Below are 19,450 nucleotides of genomic sequence, written 5' to 3'. Positions count from 1 at the left end.
AAAACATGACGCTGCCGACGGCGCTGCGTCTAGCGTTCGTTTCGGATACTCTCTAAGCTTCCGCTTCCGCCTTGACCGCGCGCTGTGCCGCGCTGACCCGATATGAACGTTCTTCTTCACGCATGTGTTGCCGCCGCGACGGCCGGTGCGCTTCTCGCTGCCGTTCCGGTTGCCTTCGCCCAGAATGCGCCCGGCGTGCCGGGCGGTATTTTGCAAGAGCAGTTCCGCCTTGCTGAGCATCCGCAAATGCCGTTCGCCGCATCGGCGCCCTCGGACAAATATCAGTCCGGTAAGAAATCAGCCATGCGCAAACGGGGCGATTTGGGCGATCCGAACGGCTGCAATCTGCAGTGTCCTAAAGACGAGTGAATCCAGGCTGACTGTCTTCGTGCTCGCGCTGGTGTTCGCGCGCGGGTTCGTCGCGGGTTCCTCGCTGGTTCGTTTGTGCTGCGCCGGCGTTCTGCCGGCGCTTTTCTTGTCTGCTTTCCGTTTGCCGTACCGGTTGCTGCTAGCGGCTGGTGATCATCAGGGCTTGGCGGTGTGCCACATGTCCTTGAAGCCCTCTCCCTTCATGTCTCCCGTCTGCTTGTCGGCGGAGTAGCGGTAGAGCGGATGACCTTTGTACGCCCATTGCTGTTTGCCGTCGGCAGAGGGGATCAGCGTCCAGTCGCCCGACGGCTTGTCCGACGGGCCCGCTACCGCCGCAGGCCAGTAGCTCGTGCAACCGCCGGTGCAGGCGCTCACGCCGGGCGTGGTGTCTTTGTCGAAGGTATAGAGCGTCATGCCGTCAGCAGTGACGAAACGGCCATCGACGACTTTCGGCGCTTCGGCGAAAGCCGCTTGTTGCAGCGCGAGCAGGGTGAGCGTGGAGAGGCAGAAAAGAGTTTTGCGCATGATGTCGGCTCCTGATTTTGGTGTTGGTCTCGCGCGGCACGCGGCGTGCGGACGCGCGTGGGAATAAACGACCGAACGTGTGCATTTATTCCATTGGCGGCTCGATTCGCCGCTGAACTGCTTGCCAGCAAACAGGCCCGCTCGATGATTCGTCGAGTGGGCCTTCTGTTTTATAGGCCGTTTCGGTGCGCCGTGCTGCGCTCAGTGTGGATTGAGTGTGGGTTGAGTATGGGCGAGGAAAAGGTTGCCGAACTTAGTGTGCTGGCTCACCAACATGAGCCAAACTTACTCAACAAATAGCGCCATGATGCTATGCTGAACGCGTTTTTTTGTGGCCAGCTTTCAGGCCAGAACATCCAGGGAAACAGCGATCGGCGCGGCGCTTTTCTTCGCATTCCGCGGTTCTCGATCCGGCTCTTGTCAGGTGTTTCTCCTGGGCGTGCGATTACCAGGGGCATGACTGCGTGCTGGTACGCAAGACCTGACTTGCATGGGTCTTGAAGCGCAAATCGGCAGGTTCCGTTTTTCAGCTACCACCTAATTAATCCGGAGTTAGGCATGTTGAGAAAGGTAGTCGAGCGCGCAAAACAGATCCGGCGCAGCGAGGGGTTCAAGCATTCCGTGGCGATGCCCAGTCGAATGTCCCTCCATGCCACGCAGCGTTTGAACAAGGGCGTGTTTGCTATTGAGATCCAGGAGAATTCCGGGTTTTTCTCAGTGATGCAGATGGTCCTGTTTATTCTGATGTATTGCGACGAAAAACAACTGACTCCGCGAATCTCGGCTCGCAGAGGGATCTACGGAGATCCCGAGGGAAAAATGGACTGGTTTTCGGCCTTCTTCGAAACCGTGCAGAAGCCATCAGGCACAACGTCTACGCAAAATGTGAGAACGTCGACGGTTCGCGATCTCGTTCAGTTGGGCTTTCGCCAGCGGTATGAACAGCGGCTTCAACTCAAGAGCGCGAGCGAACTCTTTTTCGCGCATTATCGGCCGGCTGCGCACATCTTCGATGAGGTCAGCTCGATCTGTGAAAGGCTCGAAATCGGCCCGTCAACGCTTGGCGCCCATTTCAGAGGCACGGATAAGAGCCGGGAAGCCGTGCCGGTTTCCCGAAGCAACTTTTGCCGGCTGGTGGAATCGATGCTCGCGGAAAATCCGCATTTAACCAGTATTTTCGTATCGAGCGACGAGCAGGCGTTTATCGACTTCTTCGTCGCGTGGCCATTCAGCAAGCCAATCAAGGTAGCGCCCGCAAAGCTACTCGCAAACGGCAGCACGCCTGTTCATTTCAGCGGCTATCCAGGACTTGAAATCGGCCGTGAAGCGCTGATTTCCAGCTTGCTGCTTTCGAATTGCGGATTTCTCGTGAAGACGCCGTCGTATTTGTCCGCGTGGTCGAAAATATTCAATCCGTCGCTTCGGGTGCGGCTCGCGTCGCCCCCGCGTCCGGATGCATTCTGGTTTCCCGACAGCCGGCTCTGGCTCGAACAGGACGAGCAGAGCCGAGCCTTGTTCGAGGGTTAGCAATTTTCGAACACCGCGCGTGCCGGCGGCGCAACTACTCTGTGCTCCTTGCCTATTTGTGCCGACCGATTCGACCTTTCGGCGTCCGTTGCGGCTGAGGCTCAACCGTACGCTCCTCCGACCTCCCGAAGCATGTCGGCGCGCGGACGCAGGCGCTCATTCCAGCTCGAATTTAAATACATTGCCTGGCTCGGTGAACCGGGTAGTGAAGTGCCGCCCGGCCGCTTTGTACGTTTTCGCTGTGGCTGAAAATTACTGCACGTCGGTACCGACAGGCTCGTCGGAGTTGGGTGCGCGTCGATACGTTCGATTGAGTCCGGTGGTACTGGGCAGGGGCCACAGTTGTTCGGCGTGACCCAAACGATTTGACCGAGCGTACGGGTCGCTCGGCCAATAAGAATTTTCCGGAGTTCGACGTTCATTTTTCGACGAAATACAATGGATTTTCGGATGTTTTATGGGTTTTTGTGAATTTCCAATTTTGATTATTCTTATTAATGAATGGAAAATTCCGGTATTTGTTTTTTATTGAAGAGATGAATCGGGTTTAACTGGTTTTCAAGTGACGGTGTAGCTCACCACTGCCCCGCGAGGCGGGCGTCGAAAAGCTTGATGCGAAAGGCTTCCAGCTATTGTTGTGGGAGGGTGTCCTGCCTGAATCAAGGTTCGAAAGGTTAGGTGTTTCAATTATACAAACGTCTCGCAAGACCGCCGAAAACCACATTTTTCGGTCATTCCACAATGGAAGTTTGTCGTGCTAGGATTCGCCCCGCTCGGCAGGGCGTATTAATTCAGCTGGGCAAATTTATTGACTTTATTAATAGAGGTTTAAGATGCAAAAAATCGATCGCACCGCGCTTGCTAAATCCGCTGTTGCCGGTGGCTGCTGCAAATACAGCGGCAGAAGCTCACAGGCTTCCGTGAAGCCGACGCCGGCGAAACCGGTTGCGAAGGCGTAATTGACATGCCGCGGGAGACCGCCTTGAGCGGCTGGTCTCCCGCCTTCCGCATGAATATGGATTTCAGCAGACTAACGATGTGGCGGGCTTCGTTGAGAAACTTCACCGTGCGCGAGTCTTATCGTGCCAAGGGTGCGTTGATCGCGCGGCTGCCTGTAGCCGCTATCGCTCCCCTGGCCGCCGTGGCTTGGCGCGTTCAAACACTCTTTGACGCCCGCGCTCGCTGGCGCGGCGCCGAGCGTTGTGAATTCGCCCTGAGCATCGCCGGGGGGGCTCCAATCGACACGTGCAGCGTCGCCACGACAGATTTGCGTGAGCGACTGATTGACCAACGTATTTACTTCGGCAGGCACCTGCGTGGCGCCGAAGCATGGCCAGATCTGCAGTCCGTCGCGAACGAACTGGCGGCTCTGATTCGCCAATTGCAAGCCGCCAGTCCGGGGCGGCCGATCTTCGTGTCCCCGTTTCATTACGTATCGCAATACGCAAATATTTACGTGATTGACGAGTTGCGGGCACTGCTTGGTCTCGAATCGATCGCTGTAGTGTCGGGCGTGCCGCGCAATAAGTACGGTGAAGATCACGCGCAGATTCCCGGCGTGCAGGTGCTTTACACCTACGGCGAAGACAATCGCAACGGCCTCGGCCTGCGTCTCGCGCGATCACTCAGGCGCAGCGGCATAGCCGTGCTGTTTGCCGACGTGCCGCCGTTCGCGCTTTACCGTTTTCCAATGGAGACCGTCGACGTATCGATGTTCGGGCGTGCCGCCCGAATTCACAACGGCGTGTTTCGTCTCGGCGCGCAATTCGAAGCGTTGTTGCTGCCGTTCTATCTCAGGTTCGAACGAGGACGTTTCAGCGGTGAAGTACTGGCGCCTTTAGAGCTGACCCAGCCAGACGCGCCGCAGCGACTCGCTCAACAGATCGAAAATGCGTTGATCGATAACTGCCGTCATTCACTCATTGCCGGGCATCCGTCGATGTACTCGTTCTCGGCAAGCAAGTGACGCGCGTCGCTGAAGTTGCGCGGCCGGCGTGATGTGCGGTAGTCGGACGGTCTCAAAGAAAGTAGTGCCGGCTCAGGCTGGCAAGAACAGATAATGAAACCCATCAATCTTCCGCAATTCAGGGATGTTTCGTCCCGCTGGATTGCCTATACGACGTCAGCGATTGTCATTGCGGCGGTTATTTTCTCCTTCGTGCACGAGGTCGAACTCAAGCAGGACGTGCGCACTGAAATCGTCTCGCCCTCCGACGTCAAGGTTCAGGGATTGAGCGGGCTCGTTGCGGACGTGTATGTGCATAGCACCGATCGCGTGGCGGCTGGCACGCCGCTCTTTCGTCTTGAGCGCGACCTCACGCTGACGAGCAACGGCCAGCCGCGCCCGCGGTTCGACGAGCACATGCGCGATGAACAGATTCATTCCGTCGAAGCGCAATATGGCCAACGCAGGGCCGCGCTGACCGTGCAACTCGACAATGCCCGGCTAACCGAGCGAAGCCGAAGCGCGGAGCTGGGCGCGATTGACGAGCAGATTGCGCAGAACCGCCACCTCGTGGACGAGTCCGGTCACAAGCTTGCGCGACTCGAATCTGTCTCGGACTACGTCACCGTGGACCGCATCGAGCAGGCGCGGGCGGACACGCACCAGGCAAAGGTGGCGGTTGCGCAGGGCGCCGCGCGGCGCCAGCAGTTGCTCGCGGAACGGGGTGCCGCGAAAACCACGCAAATGGAACTCGCAGCGCAGTTGAATGAAATGGACGCGCGGCAAGCGCGCGACATACAGGACATCCGCATCCGCTTCGAGGAGAACCGTCAGAACACGACCATTTCCGCGCCGAAGGCGGGCGTCGTCGCATACTCCGACCTGGTGCCGGGCCGCACGCTGACGCCGGCCGATGTCGCGCTCGTGATCACCACAAGCAAAGGCGGTGGGCTGCGCGCCGCGCTGCGTATCCCGTCACGACGACGCGGCTTCGTGCATGAAGGACAGATCGTACGCCTCAAGCTCGATGCGTTTCCTTATGCCCGCTTCGGCAGCTACGAAGCCCGCATCGATTCGATTTCGCGCACCACGTTGCGCTCGACCATGTCGGCGGCAGGCGCATCCGAACCGCGTGCGCCGGACGGCGACTATATGGCGTGGGCCACCCTTAACGGCAACCAGTTCGAATTCGGGCGGCAACGTTTCGACATCCTGCCTGGCATGACTGGGACCGCAAGCGTCGTCATCGAGCGCCGCACGATCGCCGAGTGGGTGCTGGCGCCGTTTTTCCGCATTCTGCGAGGTTGAAGTGCGCGCAATCTATCAAAACGAAGTGGCCGAGTGCGGTTATGCGTGTCTTGCGATGGTGTTGTCGCATTTTGGCCGCGCCACCGAAGTTCGCGAGTTGCAAGCGTATCGGTCGATCTCCGCAAATGGTTTGACCTTAATGGATCTGTACGACGTTGCGGTCGACTTCGGTCTGGCTGTGCAGGCCTATCAGTTCGACGCATCGGACCTGAAGGAGATCAAGAAGGGTGCGATCCTGCACTTTGGCGGCGCCCATTTCGTCGTCTTCGAAAAGCAGGGGCGCGGTTATGTGCAAGTGATCGACCCGGCGAGCGGCCGCCGCCGCGTGTCGATGGATACCTTCCTCAGCAACATCTCCGGTTACATGCTCGAATGCTCGCCGACACCGGCGATGCCCAGGCTGCGAGAACGGTCCCGCGTGCCGGCGGCGCTTGCGCGCGTGCGAGCGTTGAACCCTCAATTGCGGGCGCGGACCGCGAAGGTGATGTTCGTCGCGCTTGGCAGCCAGACCGCAATTCTCGCCATGCCCTATCTGGGCAACCTCGTGCTCGACAACGTCGTGGCCGCGGATAACCTGAATCTGCTGCACGTGCTCGTCGTGACCTTCGGCGCGATTTTTTTCATCGGTGCGTTCAGCCAGTACGTTCAGAGTTACCTGGTCGAATTGGCGCACGGACTCGTACAGATGAATGCAACCGAAGGTATGGTGTCTCACCTGTTGCGCAACCCCCTTCCTTACTTCGAAAAGCGGCACGTTGGAGACCTGTTTGCGCGCATCAAGGCACACGATGAAATCAGCACATTCTGCACGCGTACGCTCATCTCGCTGGGCATCGATATCGCTGTCGGCATCCTGGCCCTTGCATTGATGCTCATACAGAGCCGGTTGTTGACGGCGATCGCGCTCGGACTCTTTACGCTGTACGCGTTGATTTCGCTTCTGCTTTTTTCCCGGATGCGTGACACGCATGCGCTCGTACTCGAAGAATCGGCGCGCTGCGATGACACGCTCTTCGAGACGATACGAGCTGCTTCGCTCGTCAAGCTGTCGCAAGGCGAAGTGCGGCGCACGGCCATGTTCATGGCGAAATACCGCGCTTATATCGCGGCGCTGGTGCACAGCGGCCGGCTATCCAGCGCACGCGACGCCGTCCTGAAGCTCGTCAACTACGTGGAAATGCTGGCCATTACGTGGTTTGCCGCACGGCTCATGCTAGGCGGCGCTATCTCGGTGGGCGTGTTTTATTCCTTCCTGATTTACAAGTCGTTGCTGTCGGAGCGTTTTGCGCGTTCCATCAATGCCACGTTCGAGTACTTCATGCTCAGTGTGCCGGTCACGCGCGTTGGCGATATCGTCGACTGCGAACCGGAACGCTATACGCCCGCGAGCGATAGCCACAAAACGGTGGAGGTTCAGACGTTCCACCAGATCGACGTACGCGATGTCACGTTCCGTTATGGCGTATCGGATCAGCCGGTGCTAACGCGCGCGAACATCACCATTCGCAAGGGCGACAAGATCGTGATTACCGGGCCGTCGGGCAGCGGCAAATCCACGCTGTTCAAGCTGCTGGCAGCCGCTGAGCCGCTCCAGGCGGGGGAGATCACGCTGAACGGCATTGCGTGGTCGAACCTCACCGTCGACGAGATTCGTCGGCACGCGGTGCACATGCGTCAGGGCGATCTCATTCTGCATGGCTCGATTGCAGAAAATGTCTCGCTGTTCGCCGGCAACGCCGACGAAGCACGCATCCATGCGCTGCTCGATGAAGTCGGGTTGCTCGCTGACGTGATGCGCTTGCCGATGCGCACGCGGACCGTCGTCAGCGACACGATTGCGAATATTTCCGCAGGTCAGCGGCAGCGTCTGTTGTTGGCGCGCGCGTTGTATCAGCAGCGGGAACTGTTGCTGCTGGACGAACCGACCTCCAACCTGGATCCGGCATCCGTACGGCGGATTGTCGCGCTGCTGCAGCGGCTCGACCGGACCGTGGTCGTGATCACGCACGACATGTCGCTGGCGTCGGCGTTCGACACCTGCTACCGACTTGTGGATGGCGAACTGCTGCGCGAAGTGCGGCATGGTGGGGCGCATCCCGGCGTGGTGACCCATGAATAAGCAGGCGTTGCTGGCGGCGTGCGTTGCTGCCATGGTCGGTTTGTGGGGGCACTCGAATGACGCTTGCGCAGTCGATCTGCTTTCAGTCGTCGAGCAAGCTGTCGACCATGACGCGGACCTTGCCGCGTTGCGCGCCGCTTCAAGCGCAGCGCGGCAGGCTGTGCCGAAGGCACGGGCGGGACTGCTGCCGCGAGTGCAGGGCGGCTGGGGACGAGCCTATAACAGCACGGCAATCGAAGCATTGCCACGCACCAGCTATTGGCAGAACGGCTGGATCGTCAACCTGACGCAGCCAATTGTCGACTGGAGCCGTTGGACTGCCTACCGGCAGGCCGGCCTTGTCGAGGCGCGCGGTGTGGTCGACGTTGCGCGTGCCCAGCAAGCGTCGATTTTGCGTGCCGCGCGCGCCTACTTTGACGAACTGGCGGCGGAGGATGAGTTCGCCAGAGCGATTGACTATAACGCGGCGCTCGACGCGCATATGGACCAGCTTCGGCGCAGGCAGGCTGCTGGCGAGGCGACGGTGATCGACTTGCAAGAAGCGCAGTCCGGGAGGGAGCAGGCCCAGTTGCAGCTCATGGACGCGCGTAACGATTTGCAGTTGAAGCGTCTCGCCCTCGAGCAACTTACAGGGCAACCGTTGTCCGCGCTATCGCGTCTGTCGAACACCGCGACCTTGCCGCGTCTGGAACCGGACGGCTGCGAAGCGTGGGCTGACCAGGCGGAAGCGCACGACTATGTTGTGCAACTTAAGCAGATCGATCGCAAGATCGCCGGGTTCGACGTCGAGAAGGCACGCGCCAACCATTATCCGACGGTCAGTGTGACCGCGAGCCATTCGCCGGCCGGGGCTGCGGGCGGCTTTACCCGCCCGACCACAACTACGACGGCGATGTTCGCGATCACCATTCCCATCTTCGAAGGCGGCGAGACAGAAGCAAAACTCGACGAGTCGGTGGCGCTCAAGGACAAGGCGCAAAACGACCTGGTATCGGCCACCCGTCAGGCGGGGGGAGCGGCGCGCGAGAACTGGGCGCGGTTTCGCTCGGGGACGGTGCGGGCCGAGTCACTGGCGCGGCTGTTGCAGACATCTCGCGCCGCTGTCGCAGCAGCGCAAGTGGGTTTCAAGGTGGGTAGCCGTGCCAGTTCCGATGTGCTGCGAGCCGTGGACGTATTCTATGCAACTCGCCGCGATCTGATCCGCACCCGCTACGACACCTTGCTGGCACTGCTGCAACTGAAGTCGGCGGCCGCATCGCTGACGATCGACGAGGTGGCGCAGGTGAACTCGCTGCTTATGCCTGGGGATAGGCCGTCAGCGCCGCAAGGCATGGCTCACTGACCGCGCGGAAAAAGAGGACGCCTGGCGAAGCGTTAGCTTGGCGGAGCCCGTTCTTGTCCTCTCTGCTAGCCGTGGCAATGTGTTCCAGCGCATCGCTCTCAGCCATCAAAAATTGCACGCTCAGCGAGGCTGCATTAGGGCGCAACGCCCTGCAGGGATGGGACTGTTGCCCCAGCGGTCGATTGGAAAAGGTAGGCATCGCGTCATGCACACCGCGTGGCGTGGACCGGTTTCTCGGGTGGCCGGATAAACCCGTAACGGCTGAGCATAGGTCGCCCGTCGCGTAAAGAAAAGGATCACCCTCAAGTCGTGCGCTGACCAGCGGCAGCCGGGTGACAGTAGGCACAGGGTGGTCTACAGACGAACCTTGGCGCAGCACCATTCCTCACGGCATCCCACTGGTCACGGTCAAAGCGGAAGATTACGGTTTAGTAATACAGATGCGAATCGTTCGCATTTATATTGACGGTCATATTCCGATTCCGTACGATGCTCCGATGCAATTCGCATGATCAGGAAAACGGCGATTTCACTGAAATTCGTATCGCATGTCACCGGCGCTGTGTTGACCTAGAAAACAGAAGGAGTTGACCATGCCAAGCCACGGTGCGACAGGCACGATGACGCTCTTGTCCGAGACAGACGCCACATCTGCGCGCGAGATTCACACATTGCGTCTGGAGGCATCGATCGACGGTAGCGTTGTCGTGCTGACCGATATCGACTGCAGAACGCCGGGCGTTCGTCGAGAAGTCCGCTATCAGATGACCGTCGTCGAGTTTATCGCGGTGATTTCTGCGAACGGAACTCAATCAACGGTCGAGCTTCCTGAACAGTGACGAGGGTCGCATTGCTCGGTTAGCTATCTGCCCCGACGAGCCGGAAGGTGTAAAGCGCCCATCGCTCCGCGCCAGGAATTGCGCGACGCAAGACAGGATTTTGAGGAGGAGATCTGCGACTTCAATGGTCTATTTCATGAAGCCCCGATTACCCCCCGGATCAGGCAGGACGATTTTAGACGATCAAGAAAAGAAAAAACCCCGCAAACCGTTAGTTGGCGGGGCTTCTCGGACATCCTGAGTTGGGTCAGGACTATGTGTTGGTGGAGGCGGCGGGAATCGAACCCGCGTCCAGAAGCACTCTACGACCAGTTCTACATGTTTAGTTCTGTCATTTGATTTAACCGTAGTGACGCGGACGAACACGCTGCACTACGGCGATTCACTAGATTTTCGACCCGGATGTCGTGACGCCACCAAGGCTTAACTGACGTATATGACCTCTGGCGATATTGCTACCGGTCTTGCGACACTAGCCCGTCAGTGAACTAGGCAGAGGACGGCGGCCCTTAGGCTGCCAGTGCGAACGTATCGTCGTTTGCAGTTACGTTTTTCCCATTGATTAACGAGGTGACGGGTCCTCGACATGCCCTAGCCGCTTCGCAACCCCTGTCGAAACCAGGTCGCCCCCGCGGTTCGTTGCCCAAACTTCTGGGCCAACGTAGATTTTACAATAGTTTGACGGCCGCGTCTTTGCTGATTACCTGAGCGAATGCGTGTTGCGTTGCGGCGGCGCGCCAGGCGAGGCTCAGCCGATTTCGCGCAGCAGCTTCTGCAATTCAGCCGGCGACCGTACGACGTGCTGCGCATGCCATTGCGTCGGCGGGATATCGTTGCCGCAGTAGCCGTACGCGGCTGCCACTGTCTTCATGCCGGCCGCGAAACCCGCTTGCACATCGCGCAGGTCGTCGCCGACGTAGACAATGCGCTCCGGCGCCAGATCCAGTTCGCGGGCGGCGTATAGCAATGGCGCCGGATGCGGCTTCGAATGCGGTGTCGTATCGCCGCTGACCACGCAGCCCGCGCGCGCATCGAGGCCGAGTTGCGCCACCAGCGGGTCGGTCAGCCGCGCCACCTTGTTGGTCACGATGCCCCAGCGCACGCCGCGTGCGTCGAGTTCGTCGAGCAATTCGGGGATGCCGGGAAACAGGGTGGTCTCGATGCATAAATCCGCCTCGTAATTGGCGAGAAACTCCTCGCGCATCGACGTGAACTCATGGTTGTCAGGACCGATGCCGAAGGCGCCGCCAATCAGTCCGCGCGCGCCTGCGGACGCGAGCGGGCGCAGGTCTTCGAGCGGCACCATGTCGAGGCCGCGGTCGTGGCGCATTTTGTTGACGGCGGCGGCGAGATCGGGCGCGGTGTCAGCCAGGGTGCCGTCAAGGTCGAACAGCACAGCCTCGCAAAGACTGATCGCGGTGTCGTCGTCTTCGCGTTGGGGCAGGGGCGTGGGATCGCTCATTGATTGGACAGAGGTCGGGGCGGATCAGGCGTCGCGACGGCAGGCGAGCATGTAGTTCACGCTCGTATCGTCGGACAGAGCGAAGTGCTTGCTGAGCGGGTTATACACGATACCTTTGATATCGGCTGTGCGCAGGTCCGCAGCGCGCACGAAGCTCGCCAATTCCGAGGGACGGATGAAGCGCGCGTAGTCGTGCGTGCCTTTAGGCAGCATCCGCGCGATGTATTCGGCGCCGAGCACGGCGAACAGGTACGACTTCACGTTGCGGTTCAGCGTGGAGAAAAACACCCAGCCACCGGGTTTCACCAACGTCTTGCAGGCAGCGACGATGGCGGCCGGTTCGGGCACGTGCTCGAGCATTTCCATGCAGGTTACGACGTCGTACGTGCCGGGTTCGCGGGCCGCGAGTGCTTCAGCTGCGATTTCTTCGTAATTAACGGTTACACCGCTTTCAAGGCTGTGAAGGTCCGCCACGCCGAGTGCCTGACTCGACAGGTCGATTCCCTTCACGTGCGCGCCCAGTCCCGCCATCGATTCCGACAGAATGCCGCCGCCGCAGCCGATGTCCAGAACACGTTTGCCGGCCAGATGGGCGTGCGTATCGATCCAGCCAAGGCGGATCGGATTGAGTTCGTGCAGCGGCTTGAATTCGGCGTTGGGGTCCCACCAGCGATGCGCGAGATCGCTAAATTTCTGCAGTTCGTGGGGATCGGCGTTGGTCATGGGGAGGCAGCCTCGATGAGAGCGGCGAGCGGGCGCTCGAGGATAAACCCTGAGTATATAGGCCGGCGGACGGGGCGGCAAAATGCCGCTTCGCGTGACCGGTTTGAGCGTCCGATGCCATTGCGTTGCGTTTTTCGTCGAGCTTGCTTCGCTCGACGAAAAACGCAACGAAAAGAACAACCGCATAAAAAAACCCCGCCGAAGCGGGGCTTTGATACTGCGGTAACTTGTAGCTTACTGCTTCGAAGTACCGACAACTTCGACTTCCACGCGGCGGTCCGGTGCGAGGCAGGCGACGAGTTGCTTGTGGTTCTTCTGGTTGCAGCCGGTCGTGACCGGGTTGCGCTTGCCCTTGCCTTCCGTGTAGATACGGTTGGCTTCGATACCCTTGCTCACCAGGTACGACTTCACAGCTTGAGCGCGACGCAGCGACAGACGGTCGTTGTACTTGTCCGAACCGATGCGGTCCGTGTAACCCGTTGCAACGATAACTTCCAGGTTCAGGCCTTGGACCTTCGATGCGAGATCGTCCAGCTTTTCCTTGCCAGCCGGCTTCAGGATAGCCTTGTCAAAGTCGAACAGCGCATCAGCTTGATACGTGATCTTTTGGCTCGTGATGGCCGGTGCGGGAGGTGCGACCGGAGCCGGCGGGGTCGGAGCCTGGGCAACCAGGGCGCCATCGCACTTAGCGTTGGCCGTTGCCGGCGTCCAGAATGCATCGCGCCAGCAAAGCTCGTTCGTGCCGTTCATCCACACGTATTCGCCGGTACCATTCACCCAGTTGTCGTTCGTAGCTTGTCGCGACGCCGGCACCGACTGCGCCATGGCGGATGCAGCCATAACTGCGGTAGCTGCAATGAACGCGAGCTTTGAAAGTTTATTCATATTTCTCCTCTCGAAATTGAGATTACCGCAGGTTTACTGCGAGCCTGTTGACGAAGACAAGTCATACATTGCTCGAAGTATAACATCGGTGTAGAACAAAAAACGTGCTGTGTAGACTTCGAGCAGTGTCTAACTCTTTGTGCGTTGGCATTTTGCCATATCGTTCCCTTCCAACGATAAAAAAATCTGCCCCCGATCAAATCACCCTCCAATTGTGGTGCATGCGCAACAGAAGCAATCGGCCGAAGGCGCCGCCAGTCATGGCTGAGCGGCGGATTGGCTCATGCACGAATCGAGCCTGCCCAGGCTCAATCGCCGGTCGCCCAGGTGGCTTTCGCGTGCGCCTGCTAATAGGTATACGTACCCTCGTCGGGGGCGGATGCGCGGCATGTTAGAATCGCGTGATGCGTTGCGCCTGCAATGCTTACGCGAAGGCGCGGTGTTGTCGTCGTCTTCGCACGTAAAAGATACGGATAATGGATCAATTCGCCAAAGAGACTCTGCCAATCTCCCTAGAGGAGGAAATGCGCCGTTCGTATCTCGATTACGCGATGAGCGTGATTGTGGGGCGTGCGCTTCCCGATGTTCGCGATGGCCTGAAGCCGGTGCACCGGCGCGTGCTGTACGCGATGCACGAACTGAACAACGACTGGAACCGGGCGTACAAGAAGTCGGCGCGTATTGTCGGCGACGTCATCGGTAAATATCACCCGCACGGCGACACGGCTGTCTACGACACGATCGTCCGGATGGCGCAGGATTTCTCGCTGCGCTACATGCTGGTGGACGGTCAGGGCAACTTCGGCTCGGTCGACGGCGACAATGCCGCGGCGATGCGGTACACCGAAATCCGCATGGCGAAGATCGGCCACGAACTGCTGGCCGATATCGACAAGGAAACGGTCGACTTCACGCCGAACTACGACGGCAGCGAAAACGAGCCGGCCATCCTGCCGGCGCGCATTCCCAATCTGCTGATCAATGGCTCGTCCGGTATTGCGGTCGGCATGGCGACCAATATCCCGCCGCACAATCTCAACGAAGTTGTCGACGCGTGTCAGCATCTGCTGAAAAACCCGGAAGCAACGATCGACGAATTGATCGAGATCGTCCCGGCGCCCGACTTCCCGACCGCCGGCATCATCTACGGCGTGGCCGGCGTGCGCGACGGCTATCGCACCGGCCGTGGCCGCGTGGTGATGCGCGCGCTCACGCATTTCGAGGAAATCGACCGCGGCCAGCGCATGGCGATCATCGTCGATGAACTGCCGTATCAGGTGAACAAGCGCTCGCTTCTGGAGCGTATCGCCGAACTGGTCAACGAGAAGAAGCTCGAAGGCATCTCCGATATCCGCGACGAATCCGACAAGAGCGGCATGCGCGTCGTGATCGAGCTGAAGCGCGGCGAAGTGCCCGAGGTCATCCTCAACAATCTATATAAGGCAACCCAGCTTCAGGACACGTTCGGCATGAACATGGTCGCGCTCGTCGACGGCCAGCCGAAACTGCTGAACCTGAAGGAGATGCTGACCTGCTTCCTGTCGCATCGCCGGGAAGTGCTGACGCGGCGCACTGTATACGAACTGCGCAAGGCGCGCGAACGAGGCCATGTGCTGGAAGGTCTGGCGGTCGCGCTCGCGAACATCGACGAGTTCATCGCGATTATCAAGGCCGCGCCGACTCCGCCAATCGCCAAGCAGGAATTGATGGCGCGTCCGTGGGATTCGTCGCTGGTGCGGGAGATGCTGTCGCGTGCAGAGGCGGAAAACGCGTCGGCCGGCGGCCGCGAAGCGTATCGCCCTGACGGTTTGAATCCGGCGTTCGGCATGCAGGCCGACGGCCTTTACCGCTTGTCCGACACCCAGGCTCAGGAAATCCTGCAGATGCGTCTGCAGCGCCTGACCGGTCTGGAGCAGGACAAGATCATCGGCGAGTACCGCGAAGTGATGGCGCAGATCGCCGACCTGCTGGACATCCTGGCTCGCCCGGAGCGCATTACGGCGATCATCGTCGACGAACTCACGTCGATCAAGGCCGAATTCGGCGACGCGCGCCGCTCGAAGATCGAGTTGAACGCGACCGAACTGAACACAGAGGACCTGATCACGCCGCAAGAAATGGTCGTGACCATGTCGCATGCGGGTTACGTGAAATCGCAGCCGTTGTCCGAGTATCGCGCGCAAAAGCGTGGTGGTCGCGGCAAACAGGCGACTTCGATGAAAGAAGACGACTGGATCGACACGCTTTTCATCGCGAACACGCACGATCACATTCTGTGCTTCTCGAACCGCGGCCGCGTGTATTGGGTCAAGGTTTATGAAGTGCCGCAAGGTTCGCGGAACTCTCGCGGCCGGCCGATCGTCAATATGTTCCCGTTGCAGGACGGCGAGAAGATCACGGTCGTGCTGCCGGTCAAGGAGTTCTCGGCCGACAAGTTCGTCTTCATGGCAACCGCGTTGGGAACCGTAAAGAAGACGCCGCTGGAAGCCTTCAGCCGGCCGCTGCGCAAGGGTATTATTGCGGTCGGTCTGGATGACGGCGACTACCTGATCGGTGCTGCCATCACCGACGGCGAGCACGACGTGATGCTGTTCTCGGATTCGGGCAAGGCGGTGCGTTTCGACGAGAACGACGTGCGTCCGATGGGCCGTGAGGCGCGTGGTGTGCGCGGCATGCAGCTCGAAGACGGTCAGAACGTGATCGCGCTGCTGGTGGCCGGCGACGAGCAGCAGTCGGTGCTCACCGCAACCGAAAACGGTTTCGGCAAGCGCACCCCGATCACCGAGTACACCCGTCACGGACGCGGTACGAAGGGGATGATCGCGATCCAGACATCGGAGCGTAACGGCAAAGTGGTTGCCGCCACGCTGGTGGATCCAGAAGCGCAAATCATGCTGATTACCAATACGGGCGTGCTGATCCGCACGCGCGTGTCGGAAATTCGAGAAATGGGGCGTGCAACCCAAGGTGTTACACTCATCAGCCTTGACGAAGGGACCAAGCTTTCAGGTCTGCAACAGGTTGCTGAGGCGGAAGCAGATGTGGATGTCGAAGGTGACGCAGAGGGTCCCGCTGAAAGCGACAACGGCGGTGAAGACGGTGGTGCGGCCTGATCCTCGTCGGCGGTTCTCAGTCTCAGTTATTGGGTGAAAGCTGTGCAGGGGAGAATGGCGTATCGGGCCGATACGTATCCCGCGCAGCTGGCAGTTCAGGTTAATTTCTCTTAGGGAGTAATGATGCAAAAACGATTCAAACAACTGATGTTGCTGGCTGCTATCGTGCCGACCTTTGCTATGGCTCAAGCGCTTCAAAGCCAGGCTCCGGCGGCCCCGGCTGCTGCCGCAGCACCGGTTGATCCGACCAAGCAGGCTGCTATCAAGGATCTGCTGGACGCAATCGACGCACAGAAGCTCGTCGGCGCCATCGGCAACAGCGCGCAAATGCAAGCCAAGCAACTGGTTCCGGCCATCCTGTCGGACGCGCTGAGCGAAAACAAGACGCTGACGGACAAGCAGAAGCAGGCTTCCGTCCCGACGTTGCAAAAGAATGCAGTGCCGAAGCTGGTTGACGGTGCAGGCCAGGTGTTCGCAACGGACAGTTTCCGTCAAGACGCCATGCAAGCTCAGTACGACGCTTACGCGAAGTACTACAGCACCTCGGAAATCAAGGATCTGACCACGTTCTACAAGAGCCCGACCGGCCGCAAGTTCATCCAGGTCCAGGACCAGGTTGGCCGCGACGTCGTGAATGGCTTGATGCAGAAGTACATGCCGCAATCGATCAAGGCAACGCGCGACCAGGCCGACAAGGAAGTCGCATCGGTCAAGCCGGCTAAGTAAGCCGGGATCGAAAGGCTGCGCTGACATCGCGCTAGCCGCCGATCGGTACGCTTTACAGCGTCCGGGTTTGGCGGGTTGGCGGCGACAATGCGATAATGGCCGTTTGCGCACACGCGCAGACGGCCATTATCTTTTTGGGCGCGAAATCGTCGTCAAACTTGCGTCGTCAAATTCGCGTTGCCAGCTTTGCGACGTCAAGCTGCGCGGTTGGCAACTTCGCAGATTTTTACGCGATTTACGTTTTTTTTCGCCCCTGCTTCCGGGAACTCCACGATGCGCGTCTTTAATTTCTCCGCCGGCCCTGCGGCGATGCCAGAAGAAGTGCTGCGCCAGGCGGCCGACGAGATGCTCGATTGGCAAGGCAGCGGCATGAGCGTGATGGAAATGAGCCATCGCGGTAAAGAGTTCATGTCGATCCACGAGGAAGCGCTCGTCGATTTGCGCGATTTGCTCGCGGTGCCGGCCAGCCACCACATCCTGTTCCTGCAAGGCGGCGGTCTGGGCGAAAACGCGATCATCCCGATGAATCTGCTCGGCGCGAAACCGCGCGCGGACTTCGTCGTGACGGGTTCGTGGTCGCAAAAATCGTTCAAGGAAGCGCAAAAGTACGGCACCGTGCATCTCGCGGCGAGCGGCCAGACGGCGGACGGCTTCACGCGCGCGCCGGCACGCTCCGAATGGCAACTGTCAGCCGACCCGGCGTACGTGCATCTGTGCACCAATGAGACGATTCACGGCGTCGAGACCTTCGAGATTCCCGATATGGGTGATATTCCGCTGGTTGCGGACGCGTCGTCGCACATCCTGTCGCGCCCAATGGACATCGCCAAATACGGCGTGCTGTTCGGCGGCGCGCAGAAGAACATCGGCATGGCGGGTGTGACGGTCGTGATCGTGCGCGAAGATATGCTGGATCGCGCGCAAACGATCTGCCCGTCGGCGTTCGAGTGGAAAACCGTCGCCGAGAACAATTCGATGTACAACACGCCGCCCACTTACGCGATCTACATCGCCGGGCTGGTGTTCAAGTGGTTGAAGAAGCAGGGCGGCCTTGCCGCGATGGAGGCGCGCAACCTCGAAAAGTCAAAGCTGTTGTACGACGCGATCGATTCGAGCAGCTTCTATCTGAACAAGGTCGAACGTGGCTCGCGCTCGCGGATGAACGTACCGTTTTTCCTCGCCGACGAGTCGCGCAACGAAGATTTCCTGGCCGGCGCGAAAGCGCGGGGAATGGTGCAGCTAAAGGGCCACAAGTCCGTCGGCGGCATGCGGGCGTCGCTTTATAACGCCGTCCCGCTCGAAGGCGTCAAAGCGCTTGTCGAATACATGAAGGAATTCGAACAGCGCAGCGCCTGACAGTGTCAGGCATTCAGGCGCGCGTATCCTTTCCAGCAAGTTACCCGGCAGGGCCGTTTTCACGCATGGACGACGAACTCAATACCCGACTCAAACCGCTTCGCGAACGCATCGACGCGCTCGACGCGCAGTTGATCGCGCTGCTCAATCAACGGGCGGCGGTCGCGCTCGAAGTGGGCGAGGTCAAGAAGCATTTCAACGCGCCGGTGTTCCGCCCCGAACGCGAGCAGCAGGTGATCGCGCGCTTGCAGGACATGAGCGAAGGGCCGCTCGCGAGCGAACATATCAGCGCGATCTGGCGCGAGATCATGGCCGCGAGCCGCGCCCTCGAAAAAACGATCAAGGCCGCTTTCCTCGGCCCGGTCGGCACGTATACCGAACAGGCGATGCACGAGTACTTCGGTCAGTCGATCGAAGGTCTGCCATGCCCGTCGATCGACGAAGTATTTCGCTCGGTCGAGGCGGGCGCCGCTGAATTTGGCGTCGTGCCGGTCGAGAATTCGACTGAAGGCGCGGTGTCGCGCACGCTCGATCTGCTGCTGCAAACGCAGCTCACGATCGGCGGCGAACTGGCTTTGCCGATTCACCACAACCTGCTGACGCTGAACGGCGGCCTCACCGGCGTGACGCGCGTGTGCGCGCATGCGCAGGCTCTCGCCCAATGCCAGCGCTGGCTTTCCACGAACGCTCCGCATCTGGAGCGCCACGCGGTGTCGAGCAACGCGGAAGCGGCGCGGATGGCGGCGGACGATCCGACGGTCGCCGCGATCGCTGGCGATCGCGCCGCGACGCACTACGGTTTGCAGGTCGCATACGCGCTGATCCAGGACGATCCGCACAACCGCACCCGCTTCGTGATGATCGGCAAGGAGCGCACCGGCGCAAGCGGGCACGATCAGACGTCGCTGATCGTTTCTGTGGCGAACGAACCTGGCGCGGTATTCAAGCTGCTCGAGCCGCTCGCGCGCCACAGCGTATCGATGACCCGTTTCGAATCGCGTCCGGCGCGCGTCGGCACGTGGGAGTACTACTTCTACATCGACGTCGAAGGTCATCGCGACGATCCGGCGGTTGCCGCCGCGCTCGCCGAACTCGGCCAGAAGGCCGCGTTCCTGAAGATACTCGGCTCGTATCCGCGCGCTCGCTAATGCCTTGCTTATCGCATTCGAGCGCGCCGGCTGCACATTCATTGACTAATAGTCGTTCGGAGA

General features: G+C 59.8%; 15 protein-coding genes and 1 other RNA gene. 11 read left to right on the top strand and 5 right to left on the bottom strand.

The features are described from left to right. The first annotated feature begins 102 nt into the window (after positions 1-102). Complete coding sequence (locus tag DLM46_RS00195; RefSeq protein ID WP_115098725.1) at positions 103-369, top strand: hypothetical protein; 267 nt, start codon at positions 103-105, stop codon at positions 367-369. A gap of 156 nt (positions 370-525) precedes the next feature. On the opposite strand, the gene DLM46_RS00190 is transcribed toward DLM46_RS00195, so the two are convergent. Further along, on the bottom strand, positions 526-894 hold the full coding sequence (locus DLM46_RS00190) for a COG4315 family predicted lipoprotein (protein ID WP_115098724.1): 369 nt from the start codon (positions 892-894) through the stop codon (positions 526-528). 558 nt (positions 895-1,452) lie between these two features. On the opposite strand from DLM46_RS00190, the gene DLM46_RS00185 reads away from it, so the two are divergent. From DLM46_RS00185 to DLM46_RS00160, 6 genes are all read left to right on the top strand, one after another. Then, positions 1,453-2,421, top strand: a complete 969-nt coding sequence (locus DLM46_RS00185; RefSeq protein ID WP_115098723.1) for an O-fucosyltransferase family protein — start codon at positions 1,453-1,455, stop codon at positions 2,419-2,421. Between the two features lie 1,267 nt (positions 2,422-3,688). Then, complete coding sequence (locus DLM46_RS00180; protein ID WP_244305771.1) at positions 3,689-4,387, top strand: lysophospholipid acyltransferase family protein; 699 nt, start codon at positions 3,689-3,691, stop codon at positions 4,385-4,387. A 93-nt stretch (positions 4,388-4,480) separates the two neighbouring features. Continuing rightward, entirely contained in the window at positions 4,481-5,674 is a 1,194-nt protein-coding gene (locus DLM46_RS00175) for a putative HlyD family type I secretion protein (RefSeq protein ID WP_115098721.1), read from the top strand. 1 nt (position 5,675) lies between these two features. Then, on the top strand, positions 5,676-7,793 hold the full coding sequence (locus tag DLM46_RS00170; protein WP_115098720.1) for a peptidase domain-containing ABC transporter: 2,118 nt from the start codon (positions 5,676-5,678) through the stop codon (positions 7,791-7,793). Beyond that, entirely contained in the window at positions 7,786-9,135 is a 1,350-nt protein-coding gene (locus DLM46_RS00165; protein ID WP_115098719.1) for a TolC family protein, read from the top strand. Before DLM46_RS00170 ends, DLM46_RS00165 begins: the two co-directional genes overlap by 8 nt. Before the next feature lie 593 nt (positions 9,136-9,728). Beyond that, complete coding sequence (locus DLM46_RS00160) at positions 9,729-9,974, top strand: hypothetical protein (protein WP_115098718.1); 246 nt, start codon at positions 9,729-9,731, stop codon at positions 9,972-9,974. Positions 9,975-10,235: 261 nt separating this feature from the next. Here the strand turns inward: DLM46_RS00160 and ssrA are convergent. The 4 genes from ssrA to ompA all read right to left on the bottom strand — a co-directional run bounded on the left by ssrA (position 10,236) and on the right by ompA (position 13,044). Next, positions 10,236-10,605: a transfer-messenger RNA gene (ssrA, locus tag DLM46_RS00155) on the bottom strand. Positions 10,606-10,722: 117 nt separating this feature from the next. Continuing rightward, entirely contained in the window at positions 10,723-11,436 is a 714-nt protein-coding gene (locus DLM46_RS00150) for an HAD family hydrolase (protein WP_115098717.1), read from the bottom strand. A gap of 24 nt (positions 11,437-11,460) precedes the next feature. Next, entirely contained in the window at positions 11,461-12,159 is a 699-nt protein-coding gene (gene ubiG, locus DLM46_RS00145; RefSeq protein WP_115098716.1) for a bifunctional 2-polyprenyl-6-hydroxyphenol methylase/3-demethylubiquinol 3-O-methyltransferase UbiG, read from the bottom strand. Positions 12,160-12,393: 234 nt separating this feature from the next. Continuing rightward, a complete protein-coding gene (gene ompA / locus DLM46_RS00140) occupies positions 12,394-13,044 on the bottom strand; it encodes an outer membrane protein OmpA (protein ID WP_115098715.1) in 651 nt (216 codons plus the stop codon). A gap of 476 nt (positions 13,045-13,520) precedes the next feature. Here ompA and gyrA point away from each other — a divergent pair, with 476 nt between their 5' ends. From gyrA to pheA, 4 genes are all read left to right on the top strand, one after another. Then, the gene (gene gyrA, locus DLM46_RS00135) at positions 13,521-16,157 is read left to right on the top strand and encodes a DNA gyrase subunit A (RefSeq protein WP_115098714.1); all 2,637 of its coding nucleotides are present in this window, start codon (positions 13,521-13,523) and stop codon (positions 16,155-16,157) included. A 123-nt stretch (positions 16,158-16,280) separates the two neighbouring features. Beyond that, positions 16,281-16,883, top strand: a complete 603-nt coding sequence (locus DLM46_RS00130) for a DUF2059 domain-containing protein (protein ID WP_115099218.1) — start codon at positions 16,281-16,283, stop codon at positions 16,881-16,883. Positions 16,884-17,156: 273 nt separating this feature from the next. Next, positions 17,157-18,239: a 3-phosphoserine/phosphohydroxythreonine transaminase gene (serC, locus tag DLM46_RS00125; protein ID WP_115098713.1), complete on the top strand. Its 1,083-nt coding sequence runs from the start codon at positions 17,157-17,159 to the stop codon at positions 18,237-18,239. A gap of 65 nt (positions 18,240-18,304) precedes the next feature. Further along, positions 18,305-19,387, top strand: a complete 1,083-nt coding sequence (gene pheA / locus DLM46_RS00120) for a prephenate dehydratase (protein WP_115098712.1) — start codon at positions 18,305-18,307, stop codon at positions 19,385-19,387. Positions 19,388-19,450 lie beyond the last annotated feature (63 nt).

Source organism: Paraburkholderia lacunae, assembly GCF_003353175.1.
GTDB lineage: Bacteria > Pseudomonadota > Gammaproteobacteria > Burkholderiales > Burkholderiaceae > Paraburkholderia > Paraburkholderia lacunae.
Note: the sequence above shows the minus strand (reverse complement) of the source record. Positions and strands in the feature narration are given on the sequence as shown.

Excerpts from the sequence above, each read along its gene's own strand:
- DLM46_RS00190 (WP_115098724.1), bottom strand. The coding sequence starts at position 894 with ATGCGCAAAACTCTTTTCTGCCTCTCCACGCTCACCCTGCTCGCGCTG.
- DLM46_RS00160 (WP_115098718.1), top strand. The coding sequence starts at position 9,729 with ATGCCAAGCCACGGTGCGACAGGCACGATGACGCTCTTGTCCGAGACA.
- DLM46_RS00185 (WP_115098723.1), top strand. The coding sequence starts at position 1,453 with ATGTTGAGAAAGGTAGTCGAGCGCGCAAAACAGATCCGGCGCAGCGAG.
- ubiG (WP_115098716.1), bottom strand. The coding sequence starts at position 12,159 with ATGACCAACGCCGATCCCCACGAACTGCAGAAATTTAGCGATCTCGCG.
- ompA (WP_115098715.1), bottom strand. The coding sequence starts at position 13,044 with ATGAATAAACTTTCAAAGCTCGCGTTCATTGCAGCTACCGCAGTTATG.
- DLM46_RS00195 (WP_115098725.1), top strand. The coding sequence starts at position 103 with ATGAACGTTCTTCTTCACGCATGTGTTGCCGCCGCGACGGCCGGTGCG.
- DLM46_RS00150 (WP_115098717.1), bottom strand. The coding sequence starts at position 11,436 with ATGAGCGATCCCACGCCCCTGCCCCAACGCGAAGACGACGACACCGCG.
- DLM46_RS00175 (WP_115098721.1), top strand. The coding sequence starts at position 4,481 with ATGAAACCCATCAATCTTCCGCAATTCAGGGATGTTTCGTCCCGCTGG.
- DLM46_RS00165 (WP_115098719.1), top strand. The coding sequence starts at position 7,786 with ATGAATAAGCAGGCGTTGCTGGCGGCGTGCGTTGCTGCCATGGTCGGT.
- pheA (WP_115098712.1), top strand. The coding sequence starts at position 18,305 with ATGGACGACGAACTCAATACCCGACTCAAACCGCTTCGCGAACGCATC.
- DLM46_RS00130 (WP_115099218.1), top strand. The coding sequence starts at position 16,281 with ATGCAAAAACGATTCAAACAACTGATGTTGCTGGCTGCTATCGTGCCG.
- gyrA (WP_115098714.1), top strand. The coding sequence starts at position 13,521 with ATGGATCAATTCGCCAAAGAGACTCTGCCAATCTCCCTAGAGGAGGAA.
- serC (WP_115098713.1), top strand. The coding sequence starts at position 17,157 with ATGCGCGTCTTTAATTTCTCCGCCGGCCCTGCGGCGATGCCAGAAGAA.